The organism is Spirillospora sp. NPDC048819 (genome assembly GCF_040650055.1).
In the GTDB taxonomy this organism is placed as follows: domain Bacteria; phylum Actinomycetota; class Actinomycetes; order Streptosporangiales; family Streptosporangiaceae; genus Spirillospora.
Genome location: NZ_JBEZGN010000015.1, coordinates 1 through 24,087, shown reverse-complemented (window position 1 = coordinate 24,087; position 24,087 = coordinate 1). Strand labels below are relative to the sequence as shown.

General features: G+C 70.9%; 25 protein-coding genes and 1 pseudogene. 9 read left to right on the top strand and 17 right to left on the bottom strand.

The features are described from left to right. Positions 1-40 precede the first annotated feature (40 nt). Positions 41-1,051 carry a phosphoribulokinase gene (locus tag AB0C35_RS20920; protein ID WP_358458228.1) on the top strand — a complete coding sequence of 337 codons (1,011 nt, stop codon included), beginning with the start codon at positions 41-43 and terminating at the stop codon, positions 1,049-1,051. 85 nt (positions 1,052-1,136) lie between these two features. Here the strand turns inward: AB0C35_RS20920 and AB0C35_RS20915 are convergent, their stop codons facing one another. The 6 genes from AB0C35_RS20915 to AB0C35_RS20890 form a co-directional block, all read right to left on the bottom strand. Then, positions 1,137-2,231, bottom strand: coding sequence for a potassium channel family protein (locus AB0C35_RS20915; protein WP_358458226.1), 1,095 nt, complete (start codon positions 2,229-2,231; stop codon positions 1,137-1,139). A 106-nt stretch (positions 2,232-2,337) separates the two neighbouring features. Then, positions 2,338-2,679, bottom strand: coding sequence for a hypothetical protein (locus AB0C35_RS20910; RefSeq protein WP_358458224.1), 342 nt, complete (start codon positions 2,677-2,679; stop codon positions 2,338-2,340). Positions 2,680-2,739: 60 nt separating this feature from the next. Further along, the gene (locus AB0C35_RS20905) at positions 2,740-3,198 is read right to left on the bottom strand and encodes a peroxiredoxin (RefSeq protein ID WP_358458222.1); all 459 of its coding nucleotides are present in this window, start codon (positions 3,196-3,198) and stop codon (positions 2,740-2,742) included. A gap of 115 nt (positions 3,199-3,313) precedes the next feature. Beyond that, entirely contained in the window at positions 3,314-3,742 is a 429-nt protein-coding gene (locus AB0C35_RS20900; RefSeq protein WP_131954932.1) for a DUF3052 domain-containing protein, read from the bottom strand. 228 nt (positions 3,743-3,970) lie between these two features. Then, a complete protein-coding gene (locus AB0C35_RS20895; protein ID WP_358458220.1) occupies positions 3,971-4,378 on the bottom strand; it encodes a YjbQ family protein in 408 nt (135 codons plus the stop codon). Positions 4,379-4,438: 60 nt separating this feature from the next. Next, on the bottom strand, positions 4,439-4,636 hold the full coding sequence (locus AB0C35_RS20890; protein ID WP_358458218.1) for a DUF1918 domain-containing protein: 198 nt from the start codon (positions 4,634-4,636) through the stop codon (positions 4,439-4,441). Between the two features lie 214 nt (positions 4,637-4,850). Here AB0C35_RS20890 and aceE point away from each other — a divergent pair, with 214 nt between their 5' ends. Further along, positions 4,851-7,640: a pyruvate dehydrogenase (acetyl-transferring), homodimeric type gene (aceE, locus tag AB0C35_RS20885; protein ID WP_358458216.1), complete on the top strand. Its 2,790-nt coding sequence runs from the start codon at positions 4,851-4,853 to the stop codon at positions 7,638-7,640. Positions 7,641-7,802: 162 nt separating this feature from the next. Here the strand turns inward: aceE and AB0C35_RS20880 are convergent, their stop codons facing one another. Next, positions 7,803-8,177: a VOC family protein gene (locus AB0C35_RS20880; protein WP_358458214.1), complete on the bottom strand. Its 375-nt coding sequence runs from the start codon at positions 8,175-8,177 to the stop codon at positions 7,803-7,805. After that, positions 8,174-8,656 carry an ATP-binding protein gene (locus AB0C35_RS20875; protein ID WP_358458212.1) on the bottom strand — a complete coding sequence of 161 codons (483 nt, stop codon included), beginning with the start codon at positions 8,654-8,656 and terminating at the stop codon, positions 8,174-8,176. Before AB0C35_RS20875 ends, AB0C35_RS20880 begins: the two co-directional genes overlap by 4 nt. 211 nt (positions 8,657-8,867) lie before the next feature. Here AB0C35_RS20875 and AB0C35_RS20870 point away from each other — a divergent pair, with 211 nt between their 5' ends. The 3 genes from AB0C35_RS20870 (at position 8,868) to AB0C35_RS20860 (ending at position 11,004) form a co-directional block, all read left to right on the top strand. Next, the gene (locus tag AB0C35_RS20870; protein ID WP_358458210.1) at positions 8,868-9,722 is read left to right on the top strand and encodes a helix-turn-helix transcriptional regulator; all 855 of its coding nucleotides are present in this window, start codon (positions 8,868-8,870) and stop codon (positions 9,720-9,722) included. Beyond that, a complete protein-coding gene (locus AB0C35_RS20865; protein ID WP_358458208.1) occupies positions 9,719-9,916 on the top strand; it encodes a DUF397 domain-containing protein in 198 nt (65 codons plus the stop codon). The genes AB0C35_RS20870 and AB0C35_RS20865 overlap by 4 nt, the downstream gene beginning before the upstream one ends. Positions 9,917-10,023: 107 nt before the next feature. Beyond that, positions 10,024-11,004, top strand: a complete 981-nt coding sequence (locus AB0C35_RS20860) for a hypothetical protein (protein ID WP_358458206.1) — start codon at positions 10,024-10,026, stop codon at positions 11,002-11,004. A gap of 166 nt (positions 11,005-11,170) precedes the next feature. Here the strand turns inward: AB0C35_RS20860 and AB0C35_RS20855 are convergent, their stop codons facing one another. The 3 genes from AB0C35_RS20855 to AB0C35_RS20845 form a co-directional block, all read right to left on the bottom strand. Further along, the gene (locus AB0C35_RS20855; protein WP_358458204.1) at positions 11,171-12,151 is read right to left on the bottom strand and encodes an aldo/keto reductase; all 981 of its coding nucleotides are present in this window, start codon (positions 12,149-12,151) and stop codon (positions 11,171-11,173) included. Positions 12,152-12,228: 77 nt separating this feature from the next. Then, complete coding sequence (locus AB0C35_RS20850) at positions 12,229-14,211, bottom strand: ATP-binding protein (RefSeq protein ID WP_358458202.1); 1,983 nt, start codon at positions 14,209-14,211, stop codon at positions 12,229-12,231. Next, positions 14,201-14,884 (bottom strand): response regulator transcription factor, encoded by a 684-nt coding sequence (locus tag AB0C35_RS20845; RefSeq protein ID WP_358458201.1) that lies wholly within the window; start codon positions 14,882-14,884, stop codon positions 14,201-14,203. Before AB0C35_RS20845 ends, AB0C35_RS20850 begins: the two co-directional genes overlap by 11 nt. A gap of 93 nt (positions 14,885-14,977) precedes the next feature. Here AB0C35_RS20845 and AB0C35_RS20840 point away from each other — a divergent pair, with 93 nt between their 5' ends. Both AB0C35_RS20840 and AB0C35_RS20835 read left to right on the top strand, forming a co-directional pair. Beyond that, positions 14,978-15,736 (top strand): L,D-transpeptidase, encoded by a 759-nt coding sequence (locus AB0C35_RS20840; RefSeq protein ID WP_358458199.1) that lies wholly within the window; start codon positions 14,978-14,980, stop codon positions 15,734-15,736. Between the two features lie 22 nt (positions 15,737-15,758). Continuing rightward, a complete protein-coding gene (locus AB0C35_RS20835; protein ID WP_358458197.1) occupies positions 15,759-16,019 on the top strand; it encodes a hypothetical protein in 261 nt (86 codons plus the stop codon). Between the two features lie 62 nt (positions 16,020-16,081). Here the strand turns inward: AB0C35_RS20835 and AB0C35_RS20830 are convergent, their stop codons facing one another. Then, positions 16,082-16,789, bottom strand: a complete 708-nt coding sequence (locus AB0C35_RS20830; RefSeq protein ID WP_358458195.1) for a YafY family protein — start codon at positions 16,787-16,789, stop codon at positions 16,082-16,084. A gap of 48 nt (positions 16,790-16,837) precedes the next feature. Further along, positions 16,838-17,785, bottom strand: a complete 948-nt coding sequence (locus AB0C35_RS20825; RefSeq protein WP_358458193.1) for an alpha/beta hydrolase — start codon at positions 17,783-17,785, stop codon at positions 16,838-16,840. A gap of 175 nt (positions 17,786-17,960) precedes the next feature. On the opposite strand from AB0C35_RS20825, the gene AB0C35_RS20820 reads away from it, so the two are divergent. Then, a complete protein-coding gene (locus tag AB0C35_RS20820; RefSeq protein WP_358458192.1) occupies positions 17,961-18,749 on the top strand; it encodes a 3-hydroxybutyrate dehydrogenase in 789 nt (262 codons plus the stop codon). Between the two features lie 11 nt (positions 18,750-18,760). Further along, complete coding sequence (locus AB0C35_RS20815; protein WP_358458190.1) at positions 18,761-20,644, top strand: GAF domain-containing protein; 1,884 nt, start codon at positions 18,761-18,763, stop codon at positions 20,642-20,644. A 66-nt stretch (positions 20,645-20,710) separates the two neighbouring features. Here AB0C35_RS20815 and AB0C35_RS20810 read toward each other — a convergent pair whose 3' ends face one another. The 4 genes and pseudogenes from AB0C35_RS20810 to AB0C35_RS20795 form a co-directional block, all read right to left on the bottom strand. Beyond that, the gene (locus AB0C35_RS20810) at positions 20,711-21,700 is read right to left on the bottom strand and encodes a branched-chain amino acid ABC transporter permease (RefSeq protein WP_358458188.1); all 990 of its coding nucleotides are present in this window, start codon (positions 21,698-21,700) and stop codon (positions 20,711-20,713) included. A 73-nt stretch (positions 21,701-21,773) separates the two neighbouring features. Further along, entirely contained in the window at positions 21,774-22,637 is an 864-nt protein-coding gene (locus AB0C35_RS20805) for a branched-chain amino acid ABC transporter permease (RefSeq protein ID WP_358458186.1), read from the bottom strand. A 13-nt stretch (positions 22,638-22,650) separates the two neighbouring features. Continuing rightward, positions 22,651-23,889: an ABC transporter substrate-binding protein gene (locus tag AB0C35_RS20800; RefSeq protein WP_358458184.1), complete on the bottom strand. Its 1,239-nt coding sequence runs from the start codon at positions 23,887-23,889 to the stop codon at positions 22,651-22,653. 10 nt (positions 23,890-23,899) lie between these two features. Then, positions 23,900-24,087 (bottom strand): annotated as a pseudogene (locus tag AB0C35_RS20795) (ABC transporter ATP-binding protein); the annotation flags it as partial.

The following is a 24,087-nucleotide window of genomic DNA, read 5'->3' as shown; positions in this document are numbered from 1 at the left end:
CTATACGAAAACTGAATTCCGCAGGACGGAGGAGCAGAAGGTGCCCCATCGGATCGTGCATATGCTCCGGGCGCGCGGGTCGGGCCGCCGCCCCGTCATGCTCGCCATCGCCGGGGACAGCGCGGCGGGCAAGACCACACTGACCAGGGGGCTTGTGCAGTGTCTGGGGGCCGACCGGATGACGGCGGTCTGCGTGGACGACTACCACCGCTACGACCGCGCCGAACGCGCCGGCAAGCCGTTCACGGCGCTGCACCCCGACTGCAACCACATCGACGTCATGGAGCAGCACCTGCAGCTGCTGTCGATGGGCGAACCCATCCTCAAACCCGTCTACGACCACGCCACCGGCGAGCTCGTCCGGCCCGAGCTGGTCGAACCCCGCGACTTCGTGATCGTCGAGGGCCTGCTCCCCCTCCACACCCGGATGGCGCGCGCTTGCTTCGACATCACCGTCTACCTCGACCCGCCCGAGCCGCTGCGGCACTCCTGGAAGGTCCGCCGCGACTGCGACAAGCGCGGCTACACCCCCGAGCAGGTCATGGCGGAACTGGACCGCCGCGAACCCGAGAGCGCCGCCTACATCCGCCCCCAGCGCAAGCACGCCGACATCGTCGTCCGCTTCGCGCCCGTCGCCGGACGGCTCGACCCGCCCGGCACCCCGCTGTCCGCCGAGCTGCTGCTCCGCCCCACGATCGATCATCCCGATCTGGCGGACGTCCTCGACAGCGGCACCGGCGACCCCGGCAACACGGGTTCGGGCGGCGCGGGTTCGGGCGGCACGGAGACGGCCATGCACCTGCGCCTGCACCGCGACACCGACGGACGCCCCGTCGACGCCCTGCACGTCCACGGATACGTCTCCCCCGAGGAATCACAGGTCGTCAAGAAGGCCATCCTGGAACGCCTCGGCCCCCGCGCCGGCACCGCGATCCCCGACCCCGGAGTCCTCGGCCGGCTCGGCGACGCCGGCACCAGCGACCCCCTGGCGATCACACAGCTGCTCCTGCTCTACCACCTGCTGGACGCCGACCACCGGCAGGCCGCCTAGAGACTCCGCGGGCGCGCGGGGAGGCCCCGGGGCTCTTGGACCTGTAGCCCCGGGCCGCGCGCCGGCGGCTGCCGGGAGGGCGCCCTCAGCGGGCGCGAGGGGCGCCCTCCCGGCCTTTGCTCACAGCTCGTGCCAGGGGATCTCCGGGCGGGCCGGCGCCACCACGGCGAGCGACTGGCCGCCTCGGATCTTTCTCGTCCGGGGCGGCGGTGAGGCGGAACTCCGCGCTGGGGCGGTGCGACTCGCCGACGGCCAGGAGTGTGCTGCCCCGGCGCAGAAGGAAGATCGCGACATCGACGCGGGACCACTCGCCTGCGTCGTCCGGGACGTTCACGCGGTAGAGGGTGCCGTCCGTGTCGAGTGTGCTGGCGAGATTGTGGTAGATCGCGGCGATGCCGGGGTTGCGGATCGCGGCCGCGACCACGGCGGAGTCGTCGATGTCGACCGGCTCGATGTTCGTGCCGATCAGCCTGAGCGCCTCGGTGATCTCCGCGCGGCGGCCGCCCTCGTGCACCCCGGCCAGCAGGTGGACGGGCGGATCACCGTTGCGCCGCAGGTAGGCCTCCACGCCCAGCATCACCCGGACGGTCTCGTCGTCGTTGCGGCCGACGACCACGACGGTCCTCGCGGTCTCCAGGCACGCCCGCTCGTAGGCGGTCTCGTCGAACGCGACCACGTCGTACAGGCCGGGATCGGGGTTCTGGCCGGTCAGCTCGTCCGGCCAGAAGATCGTGACGACGGGCGTCTTGGCGAACTCCGGGTCGGCGCGGAGCTGGCCGACTATCTCGCGCAGCCCGCCGCGGTGGTAGCCGATCATCACGATGTGCCGCCGCCTGTGCAGCTGCGCCTGGCCGTTGGCCCTCATGGTCCTTCCCTTCCCCATCCAGAGCGTCAGCTCGGCGAACATCACGAGCCCCGCGGTGAGCCCCGCCACGATGACGATCATTCCGCCGATCCGCCCGCCGACCGTGGTCGGGGACAGATCGCCGTAACCCGTGGTGGTGCCGCTGACGAGGAAGTACCAGAAGTACTCGTCCGGACGTTTGATGTCGGCGCCGGGCTCCTCGAACACGGCGATCAGCAGCCAGCCCGCAAGAAAGGCCGCGAGGAGCACCAGCGCGGGTACGCGCCAGGACCGCCCGGTGATCCGGTTGACCAGGCGCATCAGCACGATCGGCATCCGCGAAGCGTTGCAGGACGCGAAATACCGCGTCAAGCCCGAAAGCCGTGGTCAACGCACTGCCGCGGAAGATCGGCCGCCGTGGCCGGAGGCGGCCACGCGGTGCTCAGATCGCCGGGCCCCCTCTGAGGACGCGGGTGAGCGCCGCGGCCACCTCCGCGGAGAGGTCGCCGTCGCCGGAACCGCCCGGCGGAGCACCCGAATGCACAAGGTCGGCCGGAGCGGCTTCGCGGGTGTGGCCGCAGTCGCGGCACTCGACCTCGCCGAGGCGGCACACCAGCGCGGCCGACGCGCAGGCCGAGCAGCGGTCGAGATCGTCCGCCCAGCCGCGGGCGGTCTGGCACCCGGGGCAGATCAGCACCTGGCGGTCCGCCCGGACCCCGCGCTTCCACGGGCTCGCGCCCCGGACGGGGTCGGTCTGCCGCGCCCCGCAACGGAAGCAGGGCATCACACCTCCAGAGGTGCGGGGACCGGATCCGGCCACATGGCCGGAGCCGGTCCGGTTCGCTCAGAGACCGGCGAGCGCCTTGCGGTACTCGTCGATGTCGCGTGCGTCCGGGATCGCGTTCACGACCTTCCAGCGGACCACGCCCTCGGTGTCGATGATGAAGGTCCCGCGCACGGCGAGCCCCTTACCCTCGTCGAACACGCCGTAACGCTGTGCCGTCCCGCCGTGCGGCCAGAAGTCCGAAAGCAGCGGGAACGTGTACTTCTCCTGCTCGGCCCAGGCGCGCAGCGCGAACATCGAGTCGACCGACACCGCGAGCACCTGCACGTCGTCGCCGCCCAGGGTGGGCAGCTCGTCCCGGATCTGGCACAGCTCGCCGGTGCAGACGCCGCTGAACGCCAGGGGATAGAACACCAGGACGACGTTCTTCTCACCACGGAAGTCCGACAGCTTCACCGGTGTGCCGTGCTGGTCCTTCAGCTCGAAGTCCGGTGCGCCGTCGCCTACCTCAACCGCCAAAGCCACTCCCGCGATTCGTCCCCGCCCGTGGCGGGGTCATGCCCCGTCCCCCACGGGCGTGTGGGGGACGGGACCAGTCTGTCACCCCGTACGGCCCGCGGACCGGGCACCGGGGCTACTTGCGGACCTTGGGCGCGACCAGCCGCGTACCCGACCATTCCTTGGCGGCGCTGACACTGCTGGTCTGCGACAGCCCGGCCGTCTGCGCGGCCTCGCCGATGTCGCTCGGCTCCACGTGGCCGTCCCTGCCCGCCTTCGGCGTCAGCAGCCAGATGTTGCCGCCGCCGGTGAGCGGGATCATCGCGTCGGTCAGGCCCTCGAACAGGTCGCCGTCCTCCTCGCGCCACCACAGCAGCACGACGTCGACCACGTCCTCGTAGTCCTCGTCGACCAGCTCGTTCCCCGTGACGGCCTCGACGGATTCGCGGAGCTCCTCGTCAACGTCGTCGTCGTAGCCGATCTCCTGCACCACCTGGCCCGCCTTCAGGCCGAGCCGTTCGGCCAGGCTGCGCTCAGACTGCGCCTGACCCGCGGTCGCGCTCACGAAAGTCCTCCCATTGTCGTCAGTCCGCACGATGCCGTGCTCATGTCTTCCGGCCCCCTGGACGGGTGGCCCGCCCGCACCTGTGCGGTGTTTGCGGGACAGTCCACACAAGTGAGGGCCCCTAGCGCAAGTGTCTTCCCGGCTTTTGGTGGCCTCATTGGTCCGATTACGTAGATCGGCGTAACAAGGAGCCCACGGAGTGTGACGGCCGGCGTCATCGCTTCACGGTCATCCCTTGAGGAAGGACAACCGGATCTGCCGGTCCGGGTTGTCCACATTGAGGTCGACCAGGGCCACCGACTGCCACGTCCCCAGCGCGAGCCGCCCGCCGACGACCGGAAGGGTCGCGAACGGCGGGACGAGCGCGGGCATCACGTGCGAGCGCCCGTGGCCCGGTGACCCGTGGGCGTGCCGCCAGCGGTCGTCCGCGGGCAGCAGGTCGCCGAGGGCCGCCAGGAGGTCGTCGTCGCTGCCGGCCCCCAATTCGATGATCGCCACGCCGGCGGTGGCGTGCGGGACGAAGACGTGCAGCAACCCGTCACCCCCCGCCGACGCGGCGAACCGCTCGCATTCCGCGGTGATGTCGTGCACGGCCTCGCGCGCACCGGTCGCCACCCGGACCACGGTGCTCTCCATGATCCCGGGTGTACCCCGTACGCCGCCCAGGACGCCTCCGAGGCCGCATGGATCCGCGGGCTAACGGGATATCTGCTCCTTGGGCTCGATGACCGCGTCCGGCCCCGGGTAGACGAGGGTCTCGTGGCCGTCGTCGAACCGGACCAGGAACGGCGGGCCGCCGTCCCGGCCGCGCACCTCGATGATCTCGCCCTGCCGGTCCGCCTGCCCCACGATGTTGCCGTGGACAAGCAGCCGGTCTCCTACTCGCCCGTACATGGCTCCTCCGATCTCGTCGGAAAAAACGCCTCTCTCAGGGTGCCTACCCCGGTTGACCGGGGAGAATGGTTACCGGTTGGTAGAGATGCGTTAGTCGTCATAAACGGCGACGATGGATCTCGAGACGAGCGACGAACAGTCTGCCGGGGACCGGTGGCCACCCGCGGGCGGCCACCGGTCTCACCCGCAAAGACGTAAGGACAGAGGGGACCCCGTGGCTTCCGGACGTCAACGCTTTTCGATCATCAGCGACGGGCTGCCGAGCCAGCTGCCCGACATCAACCCGGACGAGACCCGGGAGTGGTTGGAGTCGCTGGACACGGTCATCAAGACCGCGGGCCGCGGCAGGGCGCGGTACGTGATGCTCCGGCTCCTGGAGAGGGCGCGGGAGCTGCAGGTGGGAGTGCCCAGCCTGCGCAGCACCGACTTCATCAACACGATCCCGCCGGAGTCCGAGCCCTGGTTCCCCGGCGACGAGCACGTGGAACGGCGCATCCGCGCCTACATCCGCTGGAACGCCGCGATCATGGTGTCGCGCGCGAACCGGCCCGAGATCGGCGTCGGCGGCCACATCGCCACCTACGCCTCCGCCGCCTCGCTCTACGAGGTCGGCTTCAACCACTTCTTCCGCGGCAAGGACCACGGCGAGTCGGGCGACCAGGTCTTCATCCAGGGGCACGCGTCGCCGGGCATCTACGCCCGCGCCTACCTGGAGGGGCGGCTCCCCGAGGACAAGCTCGACGGGTTCCGCCAGGAGCACTCCCACCCGGGCGGCGGCCTCTCGTCCTACCCGCACCCGCGGCTCATGCCGGACTTCTGGGAGTTCCCCACGGTGTCCATGGGCCTGACCGGGATCAACTCGGTGTACCAGGCCCGGTTCAACCGCTACCTGTACAACCGGAAGATCAAGGACACGTCCCGCTCGCACGTGTGGGCGTTCCTCGGCGACGGCGAGATGGCCGAGCCCGAGTCGCTCGGCGCGATCGGCCTGGCCGCCCGCGAGGAGCTCGACAACCTCACCTTCGTCGTCAACTGCAACCTCCAGCAGCTGGACGGCCCGGTCCGCGGCAACGGCAAGATCATCCAGGAGCTGGAGTCGTTCTTCCGCGGCGCCGGCTGGAACGTCATCAAGGTCATCTGGGGCCGCGACTGGGACCCGCTGCTCGCGCAGGACGTCGACGGCGTGCTGGTCAACCAGATGAACACCACCCCCGACGGGCAGTTCCAGACGTTCACCGTCGAGTCCGGCGAGTACATCCGGGAGAAGTTCTTCGGAGCCGACCCGCGGCTGCGCCGGATCGTCCAGCACCTGTCGGACGACGAGCTGCGCAAGCTGTCGCGCGGCGGGCACGACTACCGCAAGGTGTACGCCGCGTTCAAGGCGGCCCGCGAGCACGTCGGGCAGCCGACCGTGATCCTCGCGCACACCATCAAGGGCTGGACGCTCGGCTCCGACTTCGAGGCCCGCAACGCCACCCACCAGATGAAGAAGCTCACCAAGGCCGAGCTGAAGGAGTTCCGGGACCGCCTCTACCTGGACATCCCCGACTCGGCCCTGGAGGCGCCGCTGCCGCCCTACTACCACCCGGGCGAGGACTCCGACGAGATCCAGTACATGCGCGAGCGCCGCGCCGCCCTCGGCGGGTTCCTGCCGAAACGCGTCGTGCGGGCCAAGCCGCTCAAGCTGCCCGGCGACCCCGTCTACAGCGAGCTGAAGAAGGGCTCGGGCAAGCAGAACGTCGCGACGACGATGGCGTTCGTCCGGCTGCTCAAGGACCTCATCAAGGACGAGAACATCGGCGCCCGCTTCGTGCCGATCGCGCCGGACGAGTACCGCACGTTCGGCATGGACTCGCTGTTCCCCACGTCCAAGATCTACTCCCCGCACGGGCAGACCTACGACGCGGTGGACCGCAAGCTCCTGCTGTCGTACAAGGAGTCCGAGAGCGGCCAGATGCTGCACGAGGGCATCAGCGAGGCCGGGTCGATGGCGTCCGCGATCGCCGCGGGAACCACGTACGCCACGCACGGCGAGCACATGATCCCGGTGTACATCTTCTACTCGATGTTCGGGTTCCAGCGGACCGGCGACCAGATGTGGGCGCTCGGCGACCAGATGGGCCGCGGGTTCCTCCTCGGCGCCACCGCCGGCCGCACCACCCTCACCGGTGAGGGCCTCCAGCACGCCGACGGCCACTCCCCGCTGCTCGCCGCGTCGAACCCCGCGTGCGTCCACTACGACCCGACGTGGTCGTTCGAGCTGGCCCACATCGTCCAGGACGCGCTGCGCCGCATGTACGGCTCGTCCGAGGAGCACCCGTCCGGCGAGAACGTCTTCTACTACCTGACCGTCTACAACGAGCCGTACCAGCAGCCCGTCGAGCCCGACGAGGTTGACGTCGACGGCCTCCTCAAGGGCCTGTACCGGTTCAAGGCCGCCCCGGAGGTCACGTCCGGGAACGGCGGGGCCCCGCGGGCGCAGATCCTGGCGTCCGGCGTCGGCGGCCGGTGGGCCCTGGAGGCGCAGCGGCTCCTCGCCGAGGACTGGGGCGTCGCCGCCGACGTGTGGTCGGCGACCTCGTGGAACGAGCTGGCCCGCGAGGCCCGCGAGTGCGACGAGTGGAACCTGCTGAACCCCGACGCCGAGCAGCGCGTCCCGTACGTCACCCGGACGCTCGACAACGTCGCCGGGCCGATCGTCGCGGTATCGGACTTCACCCGCGCCGTACCCGACCAGATCGCCCCGTGGGTGCACACGGACTTCAGCTCCCTCGGCACCGACGGTTTCGGTTTCTCCGACACCCGCGCCGCCGCCCGCCGGTTCTTCCACGTGGACGCCGCGTCGCTCGTCCTCGCGGTGCTGACCCGGCTCGCCCGCCACGGCGAGGTCAAGCCGGAGACACTGCAACAGGCGATCCAGCGCTACCGCCTAGACGCCGACGTCAGCGAGGTGTTCGCCAACGGCGTCGGCAGCTCCGAGAGCAACACCGGCGGAGACGCGTGATCTCCCATGGGGGCGACCCCCTGGCACCCCCGTCCGCGAGCCGGTCGATCCTCACGCCGCCGTACCGGTGACTGAGGCAGCAGTAGCGGTGATCGCGGAGGTGTAGGCCGCGATGACCGGAAGGGCCCCGAGGTTCGCCTCGGGGCCCTTCGTGCTCTCGGGTCAGCCGGCCGCGGGCGTGAACACGCCGAACGTGTTGCCGGACGGGTCCTGAAGGTAGGCGAACTTGAGGCCGGTGTTCGCGGTCACCGCGGGAAGGGCCACCTTGCCGCCGTGCTCTTCGGTCTCCGTGCAGATGGCGTCGACGTCCTCGACCATGACCAGGAACATCGCGTGCCTGCCGGACGCGTCGGCCTCGTGCGAGATGCCGCCCGTCGGGATGTCGGCACCCGGGTAGCGGACCAGGTCGTAGCCGTCGCCGTCGGGGTCGGCCTCGATCCTCCAGCCGAACAGGTCGCCGTAGAAGCGGCGGGCCTCCTCCGGCGCGTCGGTGCCGACCTGGAACCACGTAACGGTGTTGAACGCGGGAACGCTCATCGATCTCCTCCTTCGAACGCTGCGGGCACCAGCGTCCGGGAGCGTTGCGACAGCCCCCTGTCGGTGTTTCCGATCAGGATTCCGCAGGGCGAGCGGAACCGCGCCCACACGATGGTGCGGTCCCCGTCCGTCCGGAATCCCCAGCTTTCCGTCAGCGCCTCCACGATCCGGAGCCCGCGCCCGTTCTCGGCACCGGTCTCGGCCTCGACGCGCGGACGCCCGCCACCCGCACCGTCGTCCGCGACTTCGAGGGTGTAGAAGTCCTCTCCGCCCAGCAGGCTGACCGTCACCCGGCCGCCCTCACCCGACGCCGTATGGGCGATGGCGTTGGAGACGGTCTCGCTTCCGACCGTCACCAGGTCGTCTAGCGCGGGGTGCCCCGGCGGCAGCAGGTCCCGCAGGAACCGCCGCGCGTACCCCACGGACCTCCGGACGCCCGGAAGCGTGAGCGTGCCGAGCACGACCAGCCCGCCGCTCACCGTCCCGCCACCCACGACACACCGCGCCGGGCGACCGGCATTCTCCCCGTCTCGGGCGCTCCCATTCGTGCGCCTCCTTTCGATTCGCAGTCGCCCGCCACATTCGCCGCCCGATGCGCTCGTGTCCCCCGCCCTGAATGTTTCCGGATTGAACGTTCAATGCGCCGCCGTTCCGTGTACGCACAACCACACTCGGTGACACGCTGGAGAGATGCCTTCCGGGAACGCCCCCACCGTTCGCCAGCGCCGGATCGGCTCGGCGCTCCGCAAAGCCCGCGACCACCACAACCTGACCGTCGCCACGGTCGCCCGCCGCTTCGGCCGCTCCCAGGGCTGGCTGAGCATGGTCGAGAACGGCCTCCAGGTGATCGCCCCTGAAGAACTGAGTGACCTTCTCGACTTCTACGGCATCGAGGACGGCCCCCTCCGCGAGTCCCTCCTCCACCTCGCCACCCACACGCCCGGCAAATGGGTACGAGAGCGAGTGGGCCGGATATCGGCCGCTGCCCTGGACCTGGCCAGCCTCGAAGAAGACGCCGCCGAAATCCGCACCTTCCAGTCCAACATCATCCCGGGACTCCTTCAGATCCCGGCCTACACATGGAAGCTCATGGCTATCGGCCCTGCCGGGAACTCACGCGCCGCCAGCACGCTCGTGGAATTTCGCCTCTCCCGGCAACAAGTGCTGAGCCGTCCTAATCCACCCCACTACGTACCGATCATCGCGGAGACGGTCCTCAGCAACCAGGTCGGCGGCGACCCTGCGATCCTGCACGCTCAGATACGGCGGCTCGCAGAAGTCGCCCGGCTCGATCACGTGGACTTGCGTATTCTTCCCAGCTCAGCCAGCGAATACCTCTCGCTGATCACCCCGTGTCATCTCATTTCCTTGCGCCCGCCCGGGCGTCTAACCGTGACCGTGGGCGACCACTACAACAAGAGCATCTTCGTGGAGGACGAGGACGAAGTCGCATCACACGAGGAAATCTTCGACCTGCTGCTCTCGGCAACACTGAGCAGAACCGCTTCAATGGAACTCATCGACGAGATAGCGTCGAAAGCATGAGCACCCCCGGACCTTCCCAAGCCCACTGGCGTAAGAGCACGTACAGCGGCGGCGACGAAGGCGAGTGCGTTGAGATCGCCGACCTCGACCAACACATCGCTGTCCGCGACAGCAAGAACCCCGGCAACGGACACCTCACCCTCACCCGCCGACACTTCAGCGTCCTCCTGGCCCGTCTGGCATCGCAGCCGTGATCGTGGGCCTGGACAGGTCAGCTGATCACTGAAGGCGTTCGCTTCCTAAGGATGGCCAAGCTCCGTTTCAGAACAAGCGAACGGAGTGATCAGTAGGCTTCTCCGCTGTGGGATTTTTGCGGAGAAAATCGGCCAAGGCGGGGCAGGGCGCGGTCACGGTTGGGCGGGCTTGGCGGGACGACGCTCTCGATGCGGCCGTGGACGCCGTCGGTCGCGGGGACGTTGCCGCCGGGGCGCGGCTGCTGGCGCAGACGCGGAATGACTCCGAGCGACGAACGCTGTGCGTGACGGGTCTCGCGCAGGCGGCCGAGGGCCGAAGCGCCGACATCCGCGCCCTGGCGAGTGCGGACCCGCAGAATCCGGACCTGGGCTTGTGGCTGGGGAACACGATCGTCCTGGAAGCGTGGGGCATCCGCTCGATGGCGTTGGCCCGCTATGTGTCGCAACAGCAGTTCGCCGATTTTCACGCCACCCTGCGAACCGCCCACCATCCGTTGTTGACGGCTGCGCAGTTGCTCCCGTCCGATCCGGTTCCGTGGGTCTGCCTGCTGAGGTTCGCCAGGGGCCTTGAGCTTCCACGAAGCGATGCGGACGCGATCTGGCGCAACCTCGGCGAACGGTGGCCGACCTCGTATCACGGCACCTACCAGCGGATCCAGAGCGTGGCGAAGAAGTGGGGCGGTTCGCACGAGGAGATGCTGGAGTGCGCGCGGCAGGCCGCGGCGGCCGCCCCTCCGGGCGATCCGGTCACCGCGATGACCGCCATGGCCCACATCGAGGTCGCTTCCAGGAACATCGATGACGGGCTGGACAACGATTTCAACAGTCACCTCAGGAAACCGGACGTACAGGTGGAGATTCGCGCCGCAGCGGAGAAATGGCTCGCGTCCGCACGGCCGCATCCCTACGACGTCGACGCCCATCATGTCTTCGGCTTCGCCTACTACCAGGCCGGTGATCGCGAGCGTGCACGCTTCCAACTGACAGCGGGCGGCCCACGGATCCCCGTCATTCCATGGGGCTACGTAACCGGCGATGAAGTGGCCGATTTCATCGCCGCCTGCCGGCATCTGAAGATTCCGCTTTGAGGAAGGCCGGCAGTGGAACTGCGGGAAACGGAGGTTGACGGCGTCCCGACCTTCTGGCTCGAATCTGAGGAGAAACTTCGGGGTGAACTGCGGGCGTGCCTGATGTTCCGCGTCGGGCGGGCCGACGAGACGCTGGCCTACAGCGGCATCACCTACATGCTCCCCGCTAGACCCAGGTGGGCAGGGAGCCGTCGGCGTAGCGGGCGCCGAAGCCGCCGGTCGGCAGGATGGCGGCGATGGCGTCCAGGTCGGACTCGGTCAGGGTCAGCTCGGCGGCGGCCGTGTTCTCCTCGACCCGCTTCGGGCTTCGGGTGCCGGGGATGGGGACGATGTCGTCGCCCTGGGCCAGCACCCAGGCCAGTGCGAGCTGGGAGACCGTCGCGTCCTTCGCGGCGGCCAGCTCGGCGAGCCGCTCGACGGCCGCCAGGTTCTTCTCGAAGTTGCCCGGCTGCCAGCGGGGATCGTGGTTGCGCATGTCGGTCGGGTCGTAGGACCCGGCGGGCTTGGCGGTGCCGGTGATGAAGCCGCGTCCCAGCGGGGAGTACGACACGAACCCGATGCCCAGCTCGCGCAGCACCGGGAGCAGCTCCTCCACGTCCCGCTCGAACAGCGAGTACTCGGTCTGGAGGACGGACACGGGCTGGACGGCGTGCGCGCGGCGGATGGTCTGCGGGCCCGCCTCGCTCAGCCCGAAGTACTTCACCTTGCCCGCCTCGATCAGCTCCTTGACCGTGCCGGCGACGTCCTCGATCGGGACGTCCGGGTCGACGCGGTGCTGGTAGAGCACGTCGATGTGGTCGACGTCCAGGTAGCGGAGGCTGTTGTCGGCGACCTTGCGGATGTTGTCCGGGCGGCTGTTGAGGCCGGAGATCCTCCCGGACGACAGGTCGAACCCGAACTTGGTCGCCAGGACGACCTCGTCGCGGAAGTCCTTGACCGCCCTGCCGACGAGGATCTCGTTGGAGCCGGTGCCCAGGCCGTAGAGCTCGGCGGTGTCGAAGAAGGTGATGCCCAGCTCGTACGCGCGCCTGATGGCGGCGATGCCCTCCTGCTCGTCAGCAGGACCGTAGGCGATCGTCAGGCCCATCGTGCCGTAGCCGATCGCCGAGGCCACCAGGCCCTGGCGGCCCAGAGTGCGCTGTTCCATGACCGATCCTCCCTAGCAACGCATTTGCCTCCACCCTCGCAGCAAGGCGGCGGGGCGGTGCAACCCGGCGTCCGTGTTCACCCCGGGGCGCGGGGCAGTCGCAAGGTGAACGTGGCGCCTCGGCCCGGCTCGCTGCGTACTGCCGAGGATCCGCCGTGCGCCTCGGCGAGCTGGCGGACGATGGCCAGGCCCAGGCCGCTGCCGCCGGTCTGCCGGCTGCGCGACTTCTCGGCCCGCCAGAACCGGTCGAAGACGTGCGGCAGGTGCTCGGGCGCAATGCCCGGACCGGTGTCGGCCACCTCGATCAGCACGTCGTCGCCGTCGCCGTACGCGCGCAGGCTCACCCGCCCGCCGGCCGGGGTGTAGCGGACCGCGTTGGCGAGCAGGTTGCCGACCGCCTGCCGCAGCCGAACCGGGTCGGCGTCCAGGTGGGGACGGCCGGTCACCTCGACGGCCAGCGCGACCTCGGCGGCCTCGGCGGCGACGCGGTAGACGGTCGCGATCTGCTCGACCAGGGCGGCCACGTCGACCGGCTCGGGGTGCAGCCGGAGCTTGCCCACGTCGGCGAGCGCGAGCTGCTGCAGGTCGTCGACGATGTGCTGCAGCAGCGTGGCCTCCTCGACCAGCGAGGCGGTCAGCGCCGGGTCCAGGTCGGCCACGCCGTCCTGGGCGGCCTCCAGCCAGCCGCGGATATTGCTCAGCGGCGTCCGCAACTCGTGCGACACGTCGCTGACCATCGCCTTGCGCTGCCGCTCCATGCGGTCCAGGTGCTCGGACATCTCGTTGAACGCGGCGCCCAGCTCGCCCACCTCGCCCTTGGCGCGGACCATGACCCGCGCCGAGCCGTCGCCGGCCCGCATCCGCCGGACCGCCGCGGTGACCGCACGCACCGGCCGCACCAGCCGGGTGGCGACGAGCACGCTGACCCCGACCGCCAGGAAGAGGATCACCGCGGTGACTCCCGCGATGCGATACGGGTCGATGGCCGGTGCGCGGTCCTCCGGCGAGCCGATGTAGAGCAGCGCGGCCGGTGCGACGTACGGCTTCAGCTGGGTGCGACGGGCGGTCGCCAGGCACTCGGCGGCCGCGGCCGGAGCTGCGGGCGTGCCGGTCTCGTCCAGCCAGACGTCGACCTGGCTCCGCTGGCACTGCCGGACCAGCGCGGTGAGCTGGTCGAGCGCGCGTCTCTCGGTGGCGGTCGGCCCGGGTGCGTCCGGCGAGCACGACGCGGGCTGCGGCGCGAGGTCCGGTGTCCCGGTGGGCCGGGGCACCGGTCTCTCGACGGGCGGGCCGGTCGGCGCGCCGGGCATGTTCGCCGGCGGCGACGTCTCCGGCGGGTCGGCCGGTGCGGCGGGTTCCGGCGTCGTCGCGACCACGACCGGCCGCGCGCCGGTGAGCCGGACCGCTTCGCCACCGGACGGTCGCGCGAGCGCCGCCCGCGGTGGGGAGGAGCCGCGTCCGGGCGGCGCGCCGACGGGCACGCGCGGGCGGGTCGCGGCCGGGGCCGTGGCGGTCTGACCGCCCTCGCGGCGCAGGTAGGGGCGGCCGCCGGGCCCGACGACGACCGTGGCGCGCTGCCCCTCGCGGCGCAGGCACGCCGCCTGCGCGCCGACCTCCTCGCGCAGCCGCAACCGCTCGGACTCCGGCAGCTGGAACGGCCCGGCCGCACGCGCGTCGATCCGGTCGGTGGCCGCGCCCGGCACCAGCGAGACGTCAACGGCGAGCGGGTCGACGACGGCCGAGGCGCGTGCCGGCAGCGGCGGCCGGCCGGCCGCCGAGTCCGCAATGCGGGCGCCGCCCTCGGTCGCCAGCGCGACCCGCTGGTCGCTCTGCCGGGCCAGCTCGCGCACGGTCTCCCCGACGCCGTCCCAGCGCGGGTGGCTCGCCGCGTAGCCGAGCAGCGCGTCGTTGATGCGGGCGTCACGCGCGAGCGTCTGGCCCTGCTGATCCCGGATCTCGCCGGACGTGCTGCGCGCCGCCAGCCACGCGGTCGCCACGATCGAGCACACCGCGATCAGCACCGAGCTGGCGACCAGTCGTACGAGCAGGCTATGGCGCACGGTCGCCGACCAGCTTGTACCCGACGCCGTACACGGTGCACAACCGGACCGGCCGCCCCGGCCGCGGCTCGATCTTCTTCCGCAGGTTCTTCACGTGCACGTCGACCGTGCGCTCGGTGATGAAGCGGTCGAAGCCGTGCAGGTGCGCCAGGAGCTGTGCCCGGGTGAGGACCCGCTCCGGCCGCGCGGCCAAAGCCTCCAGGATGCGGAACTCCGCGGGCGTGCACTCGACCTCGCGTCCGTCCACGAGCACCGTGTGCCGCTCGAGGTCCACCGTGATGCCGCCGACCCGGTACACCCGCTCGCCGCCCCCGGCCCGCCGCAGCAGCGTGCGCACCCTCGCCATCAGCTCGCGCGGGCTGTACGGCTTGGTGACGTAGTCGTCGGCGCCGAGGTCGAGGCCGAGCAGCAGGTCGTCCTCCGTCGAGCGGGCGGTCAGCATCAGCACCGGCACATCGGACTCGGCGCGCAGCCCGCGGCAGACGTCGAGGCCGTCGATGCCCGGCATCATCACGTCGAGCAGCACGAGGTCGGGGCGATGGGCGCGGGCCTCGTCGATCGCGGCCCGCCCGTCGTGGACGACGACCACGCGGTGCCCCTCGCGCTGGAGATAGCGGCGCAGCAGCTCCGCCTGCTTGATGTCGTCCTCCGCGACCAGGACATTCGCGCACATGGCTCCCGAGCGTAAGCGACCCATGATCGGCACCACGGGATCATCACACCGGCCTCACAGGTTCTTCACACTCCTCCGCCAGCATCTCGCGGCATGCGCCAAGTCAGAATGCACACCGGCGCCCTGGTCGTCGCCGCCCTGATCGTCCTGTCGGCCGGCTGCGGTTCGCCGGGCGACGGCACGTCAGGTGACGGCCCGCCCGAGGCGGACCGCCCGGCGGCCACCGGGCCCCGGCAGGCGGGGCAGGGGCGGGGCGGTGCCGAAATAGCGACCGTGCGCGGGCGCCGGATCGCCGTGTACAAGCGGAAGGGCGACGGCGCGGCTTGGAAGACGCTGTCCAGCCCCAACGAGATGGGCGCCACCCGGGTCTTCCTCGTCGACGCCAAGGACGGCGACTGGCTCAAGGTGCTGCTGCCGGTCCGGCCGAACGGCAGCACCGGCTGGGTCAAGGCGTCCGGCGTCGAGCTGTCGACGACGTCCCACCGCGTGGAGATCGACCCGAAGGCGTTCACGTTCACCGTCTTCGACGGCGACAAGGTACTGCGCACCGGCAAGGTCGCCACCGGCGAGGGCGGGACGCCGACCCCGGCCGGCCGCTTCTACTTCACCGAGCTGATCCAGCCGCCGGACCCCGACGGCGACTACGGCGCGTACGCCTTCGGGCTCAGCGGCTTCTCGCCGACGCTGACGACGTTCGCCGGCGGCCCCGGGCAGCTGGCGGTCCACGGCACGAACAAGGCGTCGGCGCTGGGCGGCAAGGTCAGCCACGGCTGCGTGCGGGTCAGCAACGACGACATCACCTGGATGGCCCAGAACCTGGCGATCGGCACGCCTGTCGTCGTCCGGAAATGAAACAGCGAGGAAAGGAACACCAGTGCAGTTGAAGTCCCTTATCGCAGCCGTCGCGCTGGGCGTCGGCCTGGCCGGCACCGGCCTCGCCGCCGGTACGGCCGCCGCCGACTCCGCCCCGCCCGCCCCGACCGCCACACCCCGCGAACCGACCCCGGCCAGCCGTCCCACCGCCCCTCCCTCGACCCGGCGACCCGGTGAGCCGAGCCCCACCCACCCCGAGCCCGCCCCGTCGCGGCCACCGGTCGCCAAGCCCATCCCCAAGATGCCGAACTACACCGGCTGACCGTCATCGCGGGCCCGCACGTCTCCCGTCGTGCGGGCCTGCAGCGTCTCCGGCGGGTGTGCTCAGACGAACTCCAGGGGGCGGACGACGTAGTCGGGTGGGATGTCGCCGTGCATGGACTCGGTGGAGCGTTCCGGGGCGGTCTCCTCCAGGAGGGCGGCGCGGCGGACGCGGTCGGTGCGGAACACGCGGCGGCCGCCGCGCAGGCGGCACCAGGCGTTCAGATACCAGCCCTTGCCGGACGCGGTGAACGTGACGGGCTCGACGTCGCGTTCGGTCTCGGTGCCCGCCCCGTCGACGTAGGTGAGGCGGACGACCCGGCGGGCCAGGACGGCCTCCTCCAGCACGGCCGGCACGGACGCCTGGTCGGCGTCCCCGGCGGGGCAGAGGATGCGGATGCGGGCGGCCAGTGCGCGGGCCGAGGCGCCGTCGTCCGCCGACATCGCGGCGACGATCTTGTGCAGGGCGGTGCGGGCGGAGCGGGAGTACGGTGAGCCGCCCGCGCGGGACAGGGTGATCGCGACGGCGACGGCCTCGGCGGGGGTGAAGTTCAGCGGCGGGAGCGTGCGGCTCTTGTCGAGGGTGTAGCCGCCGCCCCGGCCGACGTCCGCGAAGATCGGCACCCCGGCCTGCTGGAGTGCGCCGATGTCCCGCTCGATAGTGCGGACGCTCACCTCGTACCGCGCGGCCAGCTCCCGCGCGGCGAGGCGGCGGGGCGCGCAGGCGCGCAGCTCCTCCACCAGGGCGTACAAGCGGTCGGTGCGGTTCACCCGACGACCGTACGGGCCGCCTCCGACAATCCCGGGCCGCGGGCGCGCTCACAGGCCGCGGAGGAAGCCGATCACGGCCTCGTTGACCTCCGCCGGGCGTTCCTGCTGCGTCCAGTGGCCGCAACCGGACAGCCAGACGGTGTCGCGGAGGTTCGGCACAAAGTCGGTCATGGAGTCGATCGCGCCGCGCGCCCCGACGGCGACGATGTCGCGGTCACCGGCGATGTACAGCGCGGGCGGGCCGATCGGGGCGCGGTGCCAGGCCGCGGTCAGCTCCCAGTTGCGGTCGAGGTTGCGGTACCAGTTGACCGGCCCGGTGAAGCCGCTGACGGCGTACTCCTCCACGTAGGCGGCGATGTCGGCGTCGGTGAGCCAGCCGGGCAGCTTCTCCGGGTCCGGGAGGACGTCGAGGATGCCGCCGCCGTCGGGCGCGATCAGCGGCGGGGACGGGCCGTCGCCGGACATTCCGTAGAGCATCCGGCGGAACGTGCCGGCGCGGTCGAGGTCGAACGCCGCCTCCGGGACGTCCGGCTCCTGGAAGCGGACCATGTAGAAGCCGTCGCCGAACAGGCGGCGCATGGACTCGACAGGCGGCCGGCTGCTACGCGGACGGTGCGGGACCGACATCCCGATCACGCCGCGCACCTTGTCCGGGCGCATCTGCGCGGTGGCCCAGGCGACGGGTGCGCCCCAGTCGTGGCCGGCGACGACGGCACGGTCGGCGCCGAGGGCGTCGATGAGCCCGACCGCGTCCCCGGCCAGGTGCAGGAGCGTGTACCGGCCGGGTTCTGCGGGGCCGCCCGTCCGGGCGTAGCCGCGCTGGTCGGGGGCGACGGCGTGGTAGCCGGCCTCGGCGAGCGCGGTGAGCTGGTGGCGCCAGGAGTACCAGCACTCCGGGAAGCCGTGCAGGAGCAGCACGAGCGGGCCTTCGCCCGCTTCGGCGATGTGCATGCGCAACTCGCCGGCCTGGACGAAGCGATGCGTGATCTCGGTCATCGGTACCCCTCGCGGCGTGGGCGGACCGTGCGTGCCCAACCGTAGCCCCACGGATTTCCGTCCGGGACGTGGGAGGGGGAACTCGGAGTGAATACCTGCGGGCCATACCGGCCGCCATCGGATTGTGTGGTCGCGCCACATGGGACCCTGGGGCCGCGCTTCATAGGTTCTGCGCATGACGAGCGTGACGCCGCGGCCGGCCGCGGGCACTTCGGGGACGCTGGATCTGTCGGGCCGGCGCGCCCTGGTCACCGGCGGCGCGGGCGGCATCGGCCGCGCGTGCGCGCGGCGGCTGGCGGCGGCGGGCGCCAGGGTGGTGGTGGCCGACATCGACGGGGAGGCCGCGGAGCGGACGGCGGCCGAGATCGGCGGGATCCCGCTGCTCGCCGACCTGGCCGACACCGACGCGCTCGGCGGGCTGGCCGCCGGCGTCGACATCCTGGTCAACAACGCGGGCATCCAGCACGTGGCCCCGGTCCACGAATTCCCGCCCGAGACGTTCGCGCGGATCATGCGGCTGATGGTGGAGGCCCCGTTCCGTCTCGCCCGGGACGCGCTGCCCGGCATGTACGAGCGGGGCTGGGGACGCGTCGTCAACATCTCGTCCGTCCATGGGCTGCGCGCGTCGCCGTTCAAGGTCGCGTATGTGACCGCCAAACACGGCCTGGAAGGGCTGTCCAAGGTGATCGCATTGGAAGGCGCCCCGCACGGTGTGACGTCCAACTGCGTCAACCCGGCGTATGTCCGGACCCCACTGGTGGAACGGCAGATCGCCGACCAGGCGCGCGCGCACGGCATGCCCCCGGACGAGGTCATCGAGCGCATCATGCTTGAACATGCGGCGGTGAAACGGCTGATCGAACCGGACGAAGTGGCGGAGCTCGTCGCGTATCTGTGCTCACCGCCCGCGTCGATGGTGACCGGCGTGTCCCTCGGCCTCGACGGCGGCTGGACGGCGCATTGACAATGGCCCGTATGACCTGCGGCGTCTTCCTCGAACTCCTGGCCCGTGAGGCCTCACCCGTCGAGTTCGAGGGTCCCCTCGTCCAGGCGCGGGCGGAGGGCGCGCCGCCCGCCGTGCTGGCGGAGCTGGAGTCGGCCAAGGTGGCGGCGCTGCGGGTCCGGGCGGTGATGCGGCGGCACGCCCGGCGGGAGGCGGAGCTGGAGGCGCTTTTCGACACCGCCGGCGACCTGGCGGGGCTGCGCGACCTCGACGCCGTGCTGGAGGCGATCACCCGCCGCGCCCGGCGGCTCCTGAACGCCGACATCGCCTACCTGACGCTGAACGACGACGAGCGCGGCGAGACCTACATGCGGGTCACGGACGGCTCGGTGTCGGCCGCGTTCCGGCGGCTGCGGCTGCCGATGGGCACCGGGCTCGTGGGCCTGGTCGCGCAGACGGCGATGCCCTACACCAGCGCGCACTATCTCGGGGACGAGCAGTTCCAGCACCGCGGTTTCATCGACGACGCGGTCGCCGAGGAGGGCATCGTCGCGATCCTGGGCGTGCCCATGCGGCTGGGCAGCCGCGTGATCGGCGTTCTGACCGCCGCGCACCGCAGCGAGCGTCCGTTCGAGCCGGAGGAGGTGGCGCTGCTCGGGTCGCTGGCCGCGCACGCCGCGGTGGCGATCGACAACGCCCGGCTGCTGGAGGAGACCCGCACCGCGTTGGAGGAGCTGAGCTCCGCCAACGAGGAGGTCAAGGCGCGCAGCGCGGCCGTAGAGAGGGCGGCGCGCGCGCACGACCGCATGACCGCCGTCGTCGTTCGCGGCGGCGGCGTGGAGGACGTCGGCGCCGTCGTGACCGAGTTGCTGGGCGGCACCCTGCACGTCCTTGACGCCGACGGCCGCCAGCTCGCGACGACGGGCGCCGCGTCGGCTCCCCTGACCGCCGACGAACTCGTCGGGGTCTCGGCGTCGGCGCACTCCGCGCGCGCGCAAGGCCGGACGGTCAGGCGCGGCGATCTGTGGATCGCGTCGGTGTCCACGGGCGACGAGATGCTGGGGACGCTGGTGCTGCGCACCGCGGACGAGTTGTCGGACGCCGACCAGCGGATCCTCGAACCGGCCGCGCTCGTCACCGCGCTGCTGCTGCTGTTCCAGCGCAGCGTGACCGAGGCGGAGGGCCGGGTGCGCGGCGAGCTGCTGGACGACCTGCTCTCCGGCCGCCAGACCGGGGCGGAGGCGCTCATGTCCCGCGCGCGGCGCGTGAACGTCGACCTGAGCGCCCCGCATGTGGTGCTGTGCGCGAAGTACGGGTCGCAGGAGTTCAGGCAGCGGGCCGCGTTCTGGGCGTCGTCCTACGCGGCGGTGGAGCGCGGTCTGGCCGCCTCCCGCGCCGAGGAGATCGTTCTGCTGCTGCCCGGCGACCGCCCGGGAGAGGCGGCCCGCTGGGTCGCCAAGGAGCTGGGCGCCTCCCTCGGCGGCCCCGCCACGATCGGCGCCGCGGGCCCGGTGCGCGGGCCGGCCGATGTCGCGTCCGCCCACCGGGAGGCGCAGCGCTGCGCGGACGCCCTGCGGTCCCTCGGACGCCTCGGCGACGGGGCCGACGCCAGCGAACTCGGCTTCGTCGGCCTGCTGATCGGCGACGACCGGGACGTCCCCGGCTTCCTCTCCAGTGCGCTCGGCCCCGTCCTCGGCTACGACGAGCGGCGCGGCACGGCGCTCGTCCAGACGCTGGAGGCCTACTTCGGGACGGGTGGCAGCCTGTCGAGGACGGCCGGGCTCCTGCACATCCACGTCAACACCGTCAGCCAGCGCCTGGACCGCATCGGCCACCTCCTCGGCGAGGACTGGCAGACCCCGGAACGCGCCCTGGAACTCCAGCTGGCCCTCCGCCTCCACCGCCTCTCCCGCTGACGCGATGAGGGAGCGGGGACCTGGTCCCGCTCCCTCATCGCGTCGGCGTGTCCAGACGGACACCGTTCATACGGGGGCGCCGACCTTGGTGTCGCTGTTCTCGGGGGCGGCGGGATCGCGGTTCTTGCGGGCGGCGATCAGGTCGCGGGCGGTGCCCCAGACGCCGCGGCGGAACAGCAGGACGACGAGGATGAAGATGGCGCCGGTGATGATCCCGGTCTCCTCGAACCCGGCCGTGGCCAGGTAGTCGTGCAGTTCCACGATCAGGGCCGCGCCGATGGCGCCGCCCCACAGGGTGCCGATGCCGCCGAGGACGACCATCATCACGGCCTGCCCGGAGGTCGTCCAGTAGACGCCCTGCAGCGACGCGAACCCGTGGCTGATGGTGAACACGCCGCCGGCGAGGCCGGACAGCCCCGCGGACAGGACGAACGCGAGCAGCTTGTACCGGTCGATGCTGTATCCGAGTGCCCGCGCCCTGGCGGGGTTGTCACGGATGGACATCAGCACTCGTCCGAACGGGGACCGGACGATGCGCCAGGCGGCGAACAGTCCGGCCAGGATGAAGGGAAGCCCCGCGTAGTAGAAGAAGAACGGGTCGGACAGGTCCAGCCCGAACAGTTCCTTGGGGATGCCTTGCAGGCCGTTCTCCCCGCCGGTCGCGTCCCGCCACTGGTTGGCGACGAAGTAGACCATCTGGGCGAAGGCGAGGGTGACCATCGCGAAGTAGATGCCGCGCAGCCGGACGGACAGGAACCCGATCGGAACGGCGAGGACGGCCGAGAAGACCGCCCCGCCCAGTACGGCGACGGGGAACGGCAGACCGGAGTGAAGCGCGATCAGTCCCGTGACGTACGCGGAACCGCCCCAGAAGGCGGCGTGCCCGAACGACAGCAGCCCGGTGAAGCCGAGGAGCAGGTCGACGGCGGCCGCGAACAGCGCCCAGCAGACGATGTCCATGGCGACCGGCGGGTAGACGAACCAGGGCAGGCCGAGCGCCACCAGCAGCCCCGCGGTCAGCAGGAACGGCCGTCCGGCCAGTTTGGAGAGGATCACTGCGTCTCCTCGACGATCACGGCGCCGGTGGCCGCGGTGCTGGTCATCACGGTGCCGGTCATCACGATGGGGGTCATATCGTCGCCTCCTCGCGGCCGAACAGCCCGGCGGGGCGCCACAGCAGCACGGCGGCCATCAGGATGAACACCAGGGTCTGCGAGAGCGACGGGACGTAGTAGTTGCCGAGCGCCGACACGAGCCCGACCGCGAAGCCCGCGGCGACCGACCCGAACACCGAGCCGAGGCCGCCGATCACCACCACGGCGAACACCGTGATGATCAGGTCGGCGCCCATCAGCGGGTTGACCGCCCGCATCGGCGCGGCGAGAACGCCGGCGAAGCCCGCCAGCGCGACGCCGAACCCGAAGACGGGCGTCACCCAGCGGGCGACGTCGATGCCGAGCGCGCGGGTCAGCTCGGGCCGCTCGGTCGACGCCCGGACGATCATGCCGATGCGGGTCCGGGTGAGGACCACCCACACCGTCCCGCACACCAGCAGCGACAACGCGAGCACGAACACCTGGTAGGCCGGGTAGGTGAACAACCCCAGGTCGAGCGAGCCGCGCAGCGCGGACGGACGCGGGTACGGCTGCGACTGCACGCCGTACTGCCGCTTGACGAGATCCTGCAGGATCAGCGCGAGGCCGAAGGTGAACAGGAAGTTGTAGAGCGGGTCCAGGGGCGTCAGACGGCGGATGAACAGCCGTTCCAGCACCACGCCCACCACGCCCAGCACGACGGGGACGAGCGGCAGCGCCACCCAGAAGCTCACGCCGAACGAGTCGAGCAGCACGTACGAGCCGAACGCCCCGAGCATGTAGAACGCGCCGTGGGCGAAGTTGACCACGTGCAGCATCCCGAAGATGACGGACAGGCCGAGGGCGAGCAGGGCGTAGAACGCCCCGCCCACCAGGCCGTTGAACGCCTGCTGAAGCACGTCGCGACCCGCCTCAGAGCTTGCAGGCCGGGTCGGGCTGCTGGAACGCCTCGGCCGCCGGGATCGTCTTGACGATCTTCTCGTAGTCCCACGGCTCCTTGACCTCGCTCGACGGCTTCACCTCCGCGATGTAGGAGTCGTGGACGAGCAGATGGTCCGCGGCCCGGATGGTCCCGGTGGAGGTGAACATGTCGTCGACCTTGTGGCCTTCGAGCTGCTTGACCACCTCGTCGGACTTGTCGGTGCCGCCGCGCTGCACGGCCTCCAGGTACTGCAGCGCCGCCGAGTAGTCGGCCGCGTGGACGGCCGTCGGACGCGTCCCCGTCTTGGCCTTGAACTTGTCGGCCCAGGCGCGGTTGCCCTCGTCGGCGTTCCAGTACCAGAAGTCGGTGAAGCGCGTCCCGGCCAGGGCGTCCGGCGTGAGGGAGTGGATGTCGGTCAGGAACATCAGCCCCACCGCGAGGCTCACGCCCTTGTCGCGCAGCTTGTACTCGTTGTACTGCTTCACCAGGTTGACCAGGTCACCGCCCGCCTGCATGGCGCCGAGCACGTCCGGCTTGGGGTCGAGGTTCGGCGCCTTCAGCAGGAACGTGGAGAAGTTGTCGTTGGGGAACGGCGTCGGGTCGCTCTTCACCACCGTGCCGCCGGCCGCCTTGACGGCCTCCCCGAACGTCTTCTCCATGTCCTGCCCGAACGCGTAGTCCGGGTAGACGATGTACCAGTTCTTGGCGCCGTCCTGGGTCACTCCGGTGCCGGTGCCGTGGGCGAGCATGTAGCTGTTGTAGCCGTAGTGGAAGGTGTACTTGTTGCACTGCTTGCCTTCCAGCTCCGTCGTCGCGGCGCCGGTGTCGATGAACACCTTCTTCTTGGTCTTGGCGATGTTGGCGACGGCGAGCGCGGCCGAGGAGGTCGGCACGTCCACGATCATGTCGGCCTGCCGCCGGTCGTAGAGCTCCTGCGCCTTGGAGTTGGCGATCTCGGGCTTGTTCTGGTGGTCGGCGGAGATGACCTCGATCTTGTCGGTCACCGCCTTGTCGCCGTGCTTGGCCTTGAAGTCGGCCACGGCCATCTTCACCGCCTCGACGGCGTTCTTGCCCGACAGGTCGGCGTACACGCCCGACTGGTCGGTCAGCACCGCGAGGACGAGCTTGTCGTCGCTGATCTTGCCGCCGCCCCCGCCGGGACCGCCCCCGCAGGCGGCCAGCATCATTCCGGCGGTCGCGAGCGCGGCCGAACGTCCGAGAAGTCTCATCAGGGCTCTCCTAGATTCCGAGGTACTGCAGGAGTTCGTTCTCGCGGGCGAGGACCTCGTCGTTGTCCATGGACTCGACGATCCGGCCCTCGGCGAGCAGGTGGTGGCGGTCGGCGACGGTGGCGGCGAAGTGCACGTTCTGCTCGATGAGCAGGACGGTGACCCCGGCGGCCTTGACCTCGCGGAGGATCTCGCCGA

Excerpts from the sequence above, each read along its gene's own strand:
- AB0C35_RS20915 (WP_358458226.1), bottom strand. The coding sequence starts at position 2,231 with ATGCCGATCGTGCTGATGCGCCTGGTCAACCGGATCACCGGGCGGTCC.
- AB0C35_RS20910 (WP_358458224.1), bottom strand. The coding sequence starts at position 2,679 with ATGCCCTGCTTCCGTTGCGGGGCGCGGCAGACCGACCCCGTCCGGGGC.
- AB0C35_RS20895 (WP_358458220.1), bottom strand. The coding sequence starts at position 4,378 with ATGGAGAGCACCGTGGTCCGGGTGGCGACCGGTGCGCGCGAGGCCGTG.
- AB0C35_RS20890 (WP_358458218.1), bottom strand. The coding sequence starts at position 4,636 with ATGTACGGGCGAGTAGGAGACCGGCTGCTTGTCCACGGCAACATCGTG.
- AB0C35_RS20880 (WP_358458214.1), bottom strand. The coding sequence starts at position 8,177 with ATGAGCGTTCCCGCGTTCAACACCGTTACGTGGTTCCAGGTCGGCACC.
- AB0C35_RS20870 (WP_358458210.1), top strand. The coding sequence starts at position 8,868 with ATGCCTTCCGGGAACGCCCCCACCGTTCGCCAGCGCCGGATCGGCTCG.
- AB0C35_RS20865 (WP_358458208.1), top strand. The coding sequence starts at position 9,719 with ATGAGCACCCCCGGACCTTCCCAAGCCCACTGGCGTAAGAGCACGTAC.
- AB0C35_RS20855 (WP_358458204.1), bottom strand. The coding sequence starts at position 12,151 with ATGGAACAGCGCACTCTGGGCCGCCAGGGCCTGGTGGCCTCGGCGATC.
- AB0C35_RS20845 (WP_358458201.1), bottom strand. The coding sequence starts at position 14,884 with ATGTGCGCGAATGTCCTGGTCGCGGAGGACGACATCAAGCAGGCGGAG.
- AB0C35_RS20840 (WP_358458199.1), top strand. The coding sequence starts at position 14,978 with ATGCGCCAAGTCAGAATGCACACCGGCGCCCTGGTCGTCGCCGCCCTG.
- AB0C35_RS20825 (WP_358458193.1), bottom strand. The coding sequence starts at position 17,785 with ATGACCGAGATCACGCATCGCTTCGTCCAGGCCGGCGAGTTGCGCATG.
- AB0C35_RS20820 (WP_358458192.1), top strand. The coding sequence starts at position 17,961 with ATGACGAGCGTGACGCCGCGGCCGGCCGCGGGCACTTCGGGGACGCTG.
- AB0C35_RS20815 (WP_358458190.1), top strand. The coding sequence starts at position 18,761 with ATGACCTGCGGCGTCTTCCTCGAACTCCTGGCCCGTGAGGCCTCACCC.
- AB0C35_RS20800 (WP_358458184.1), bottom strand. The coding sequence starts at position 23,889 with ATGAGACTTCTCGGACGTTCGGCCGCGCTCGCGACCGCCGGAATGATG.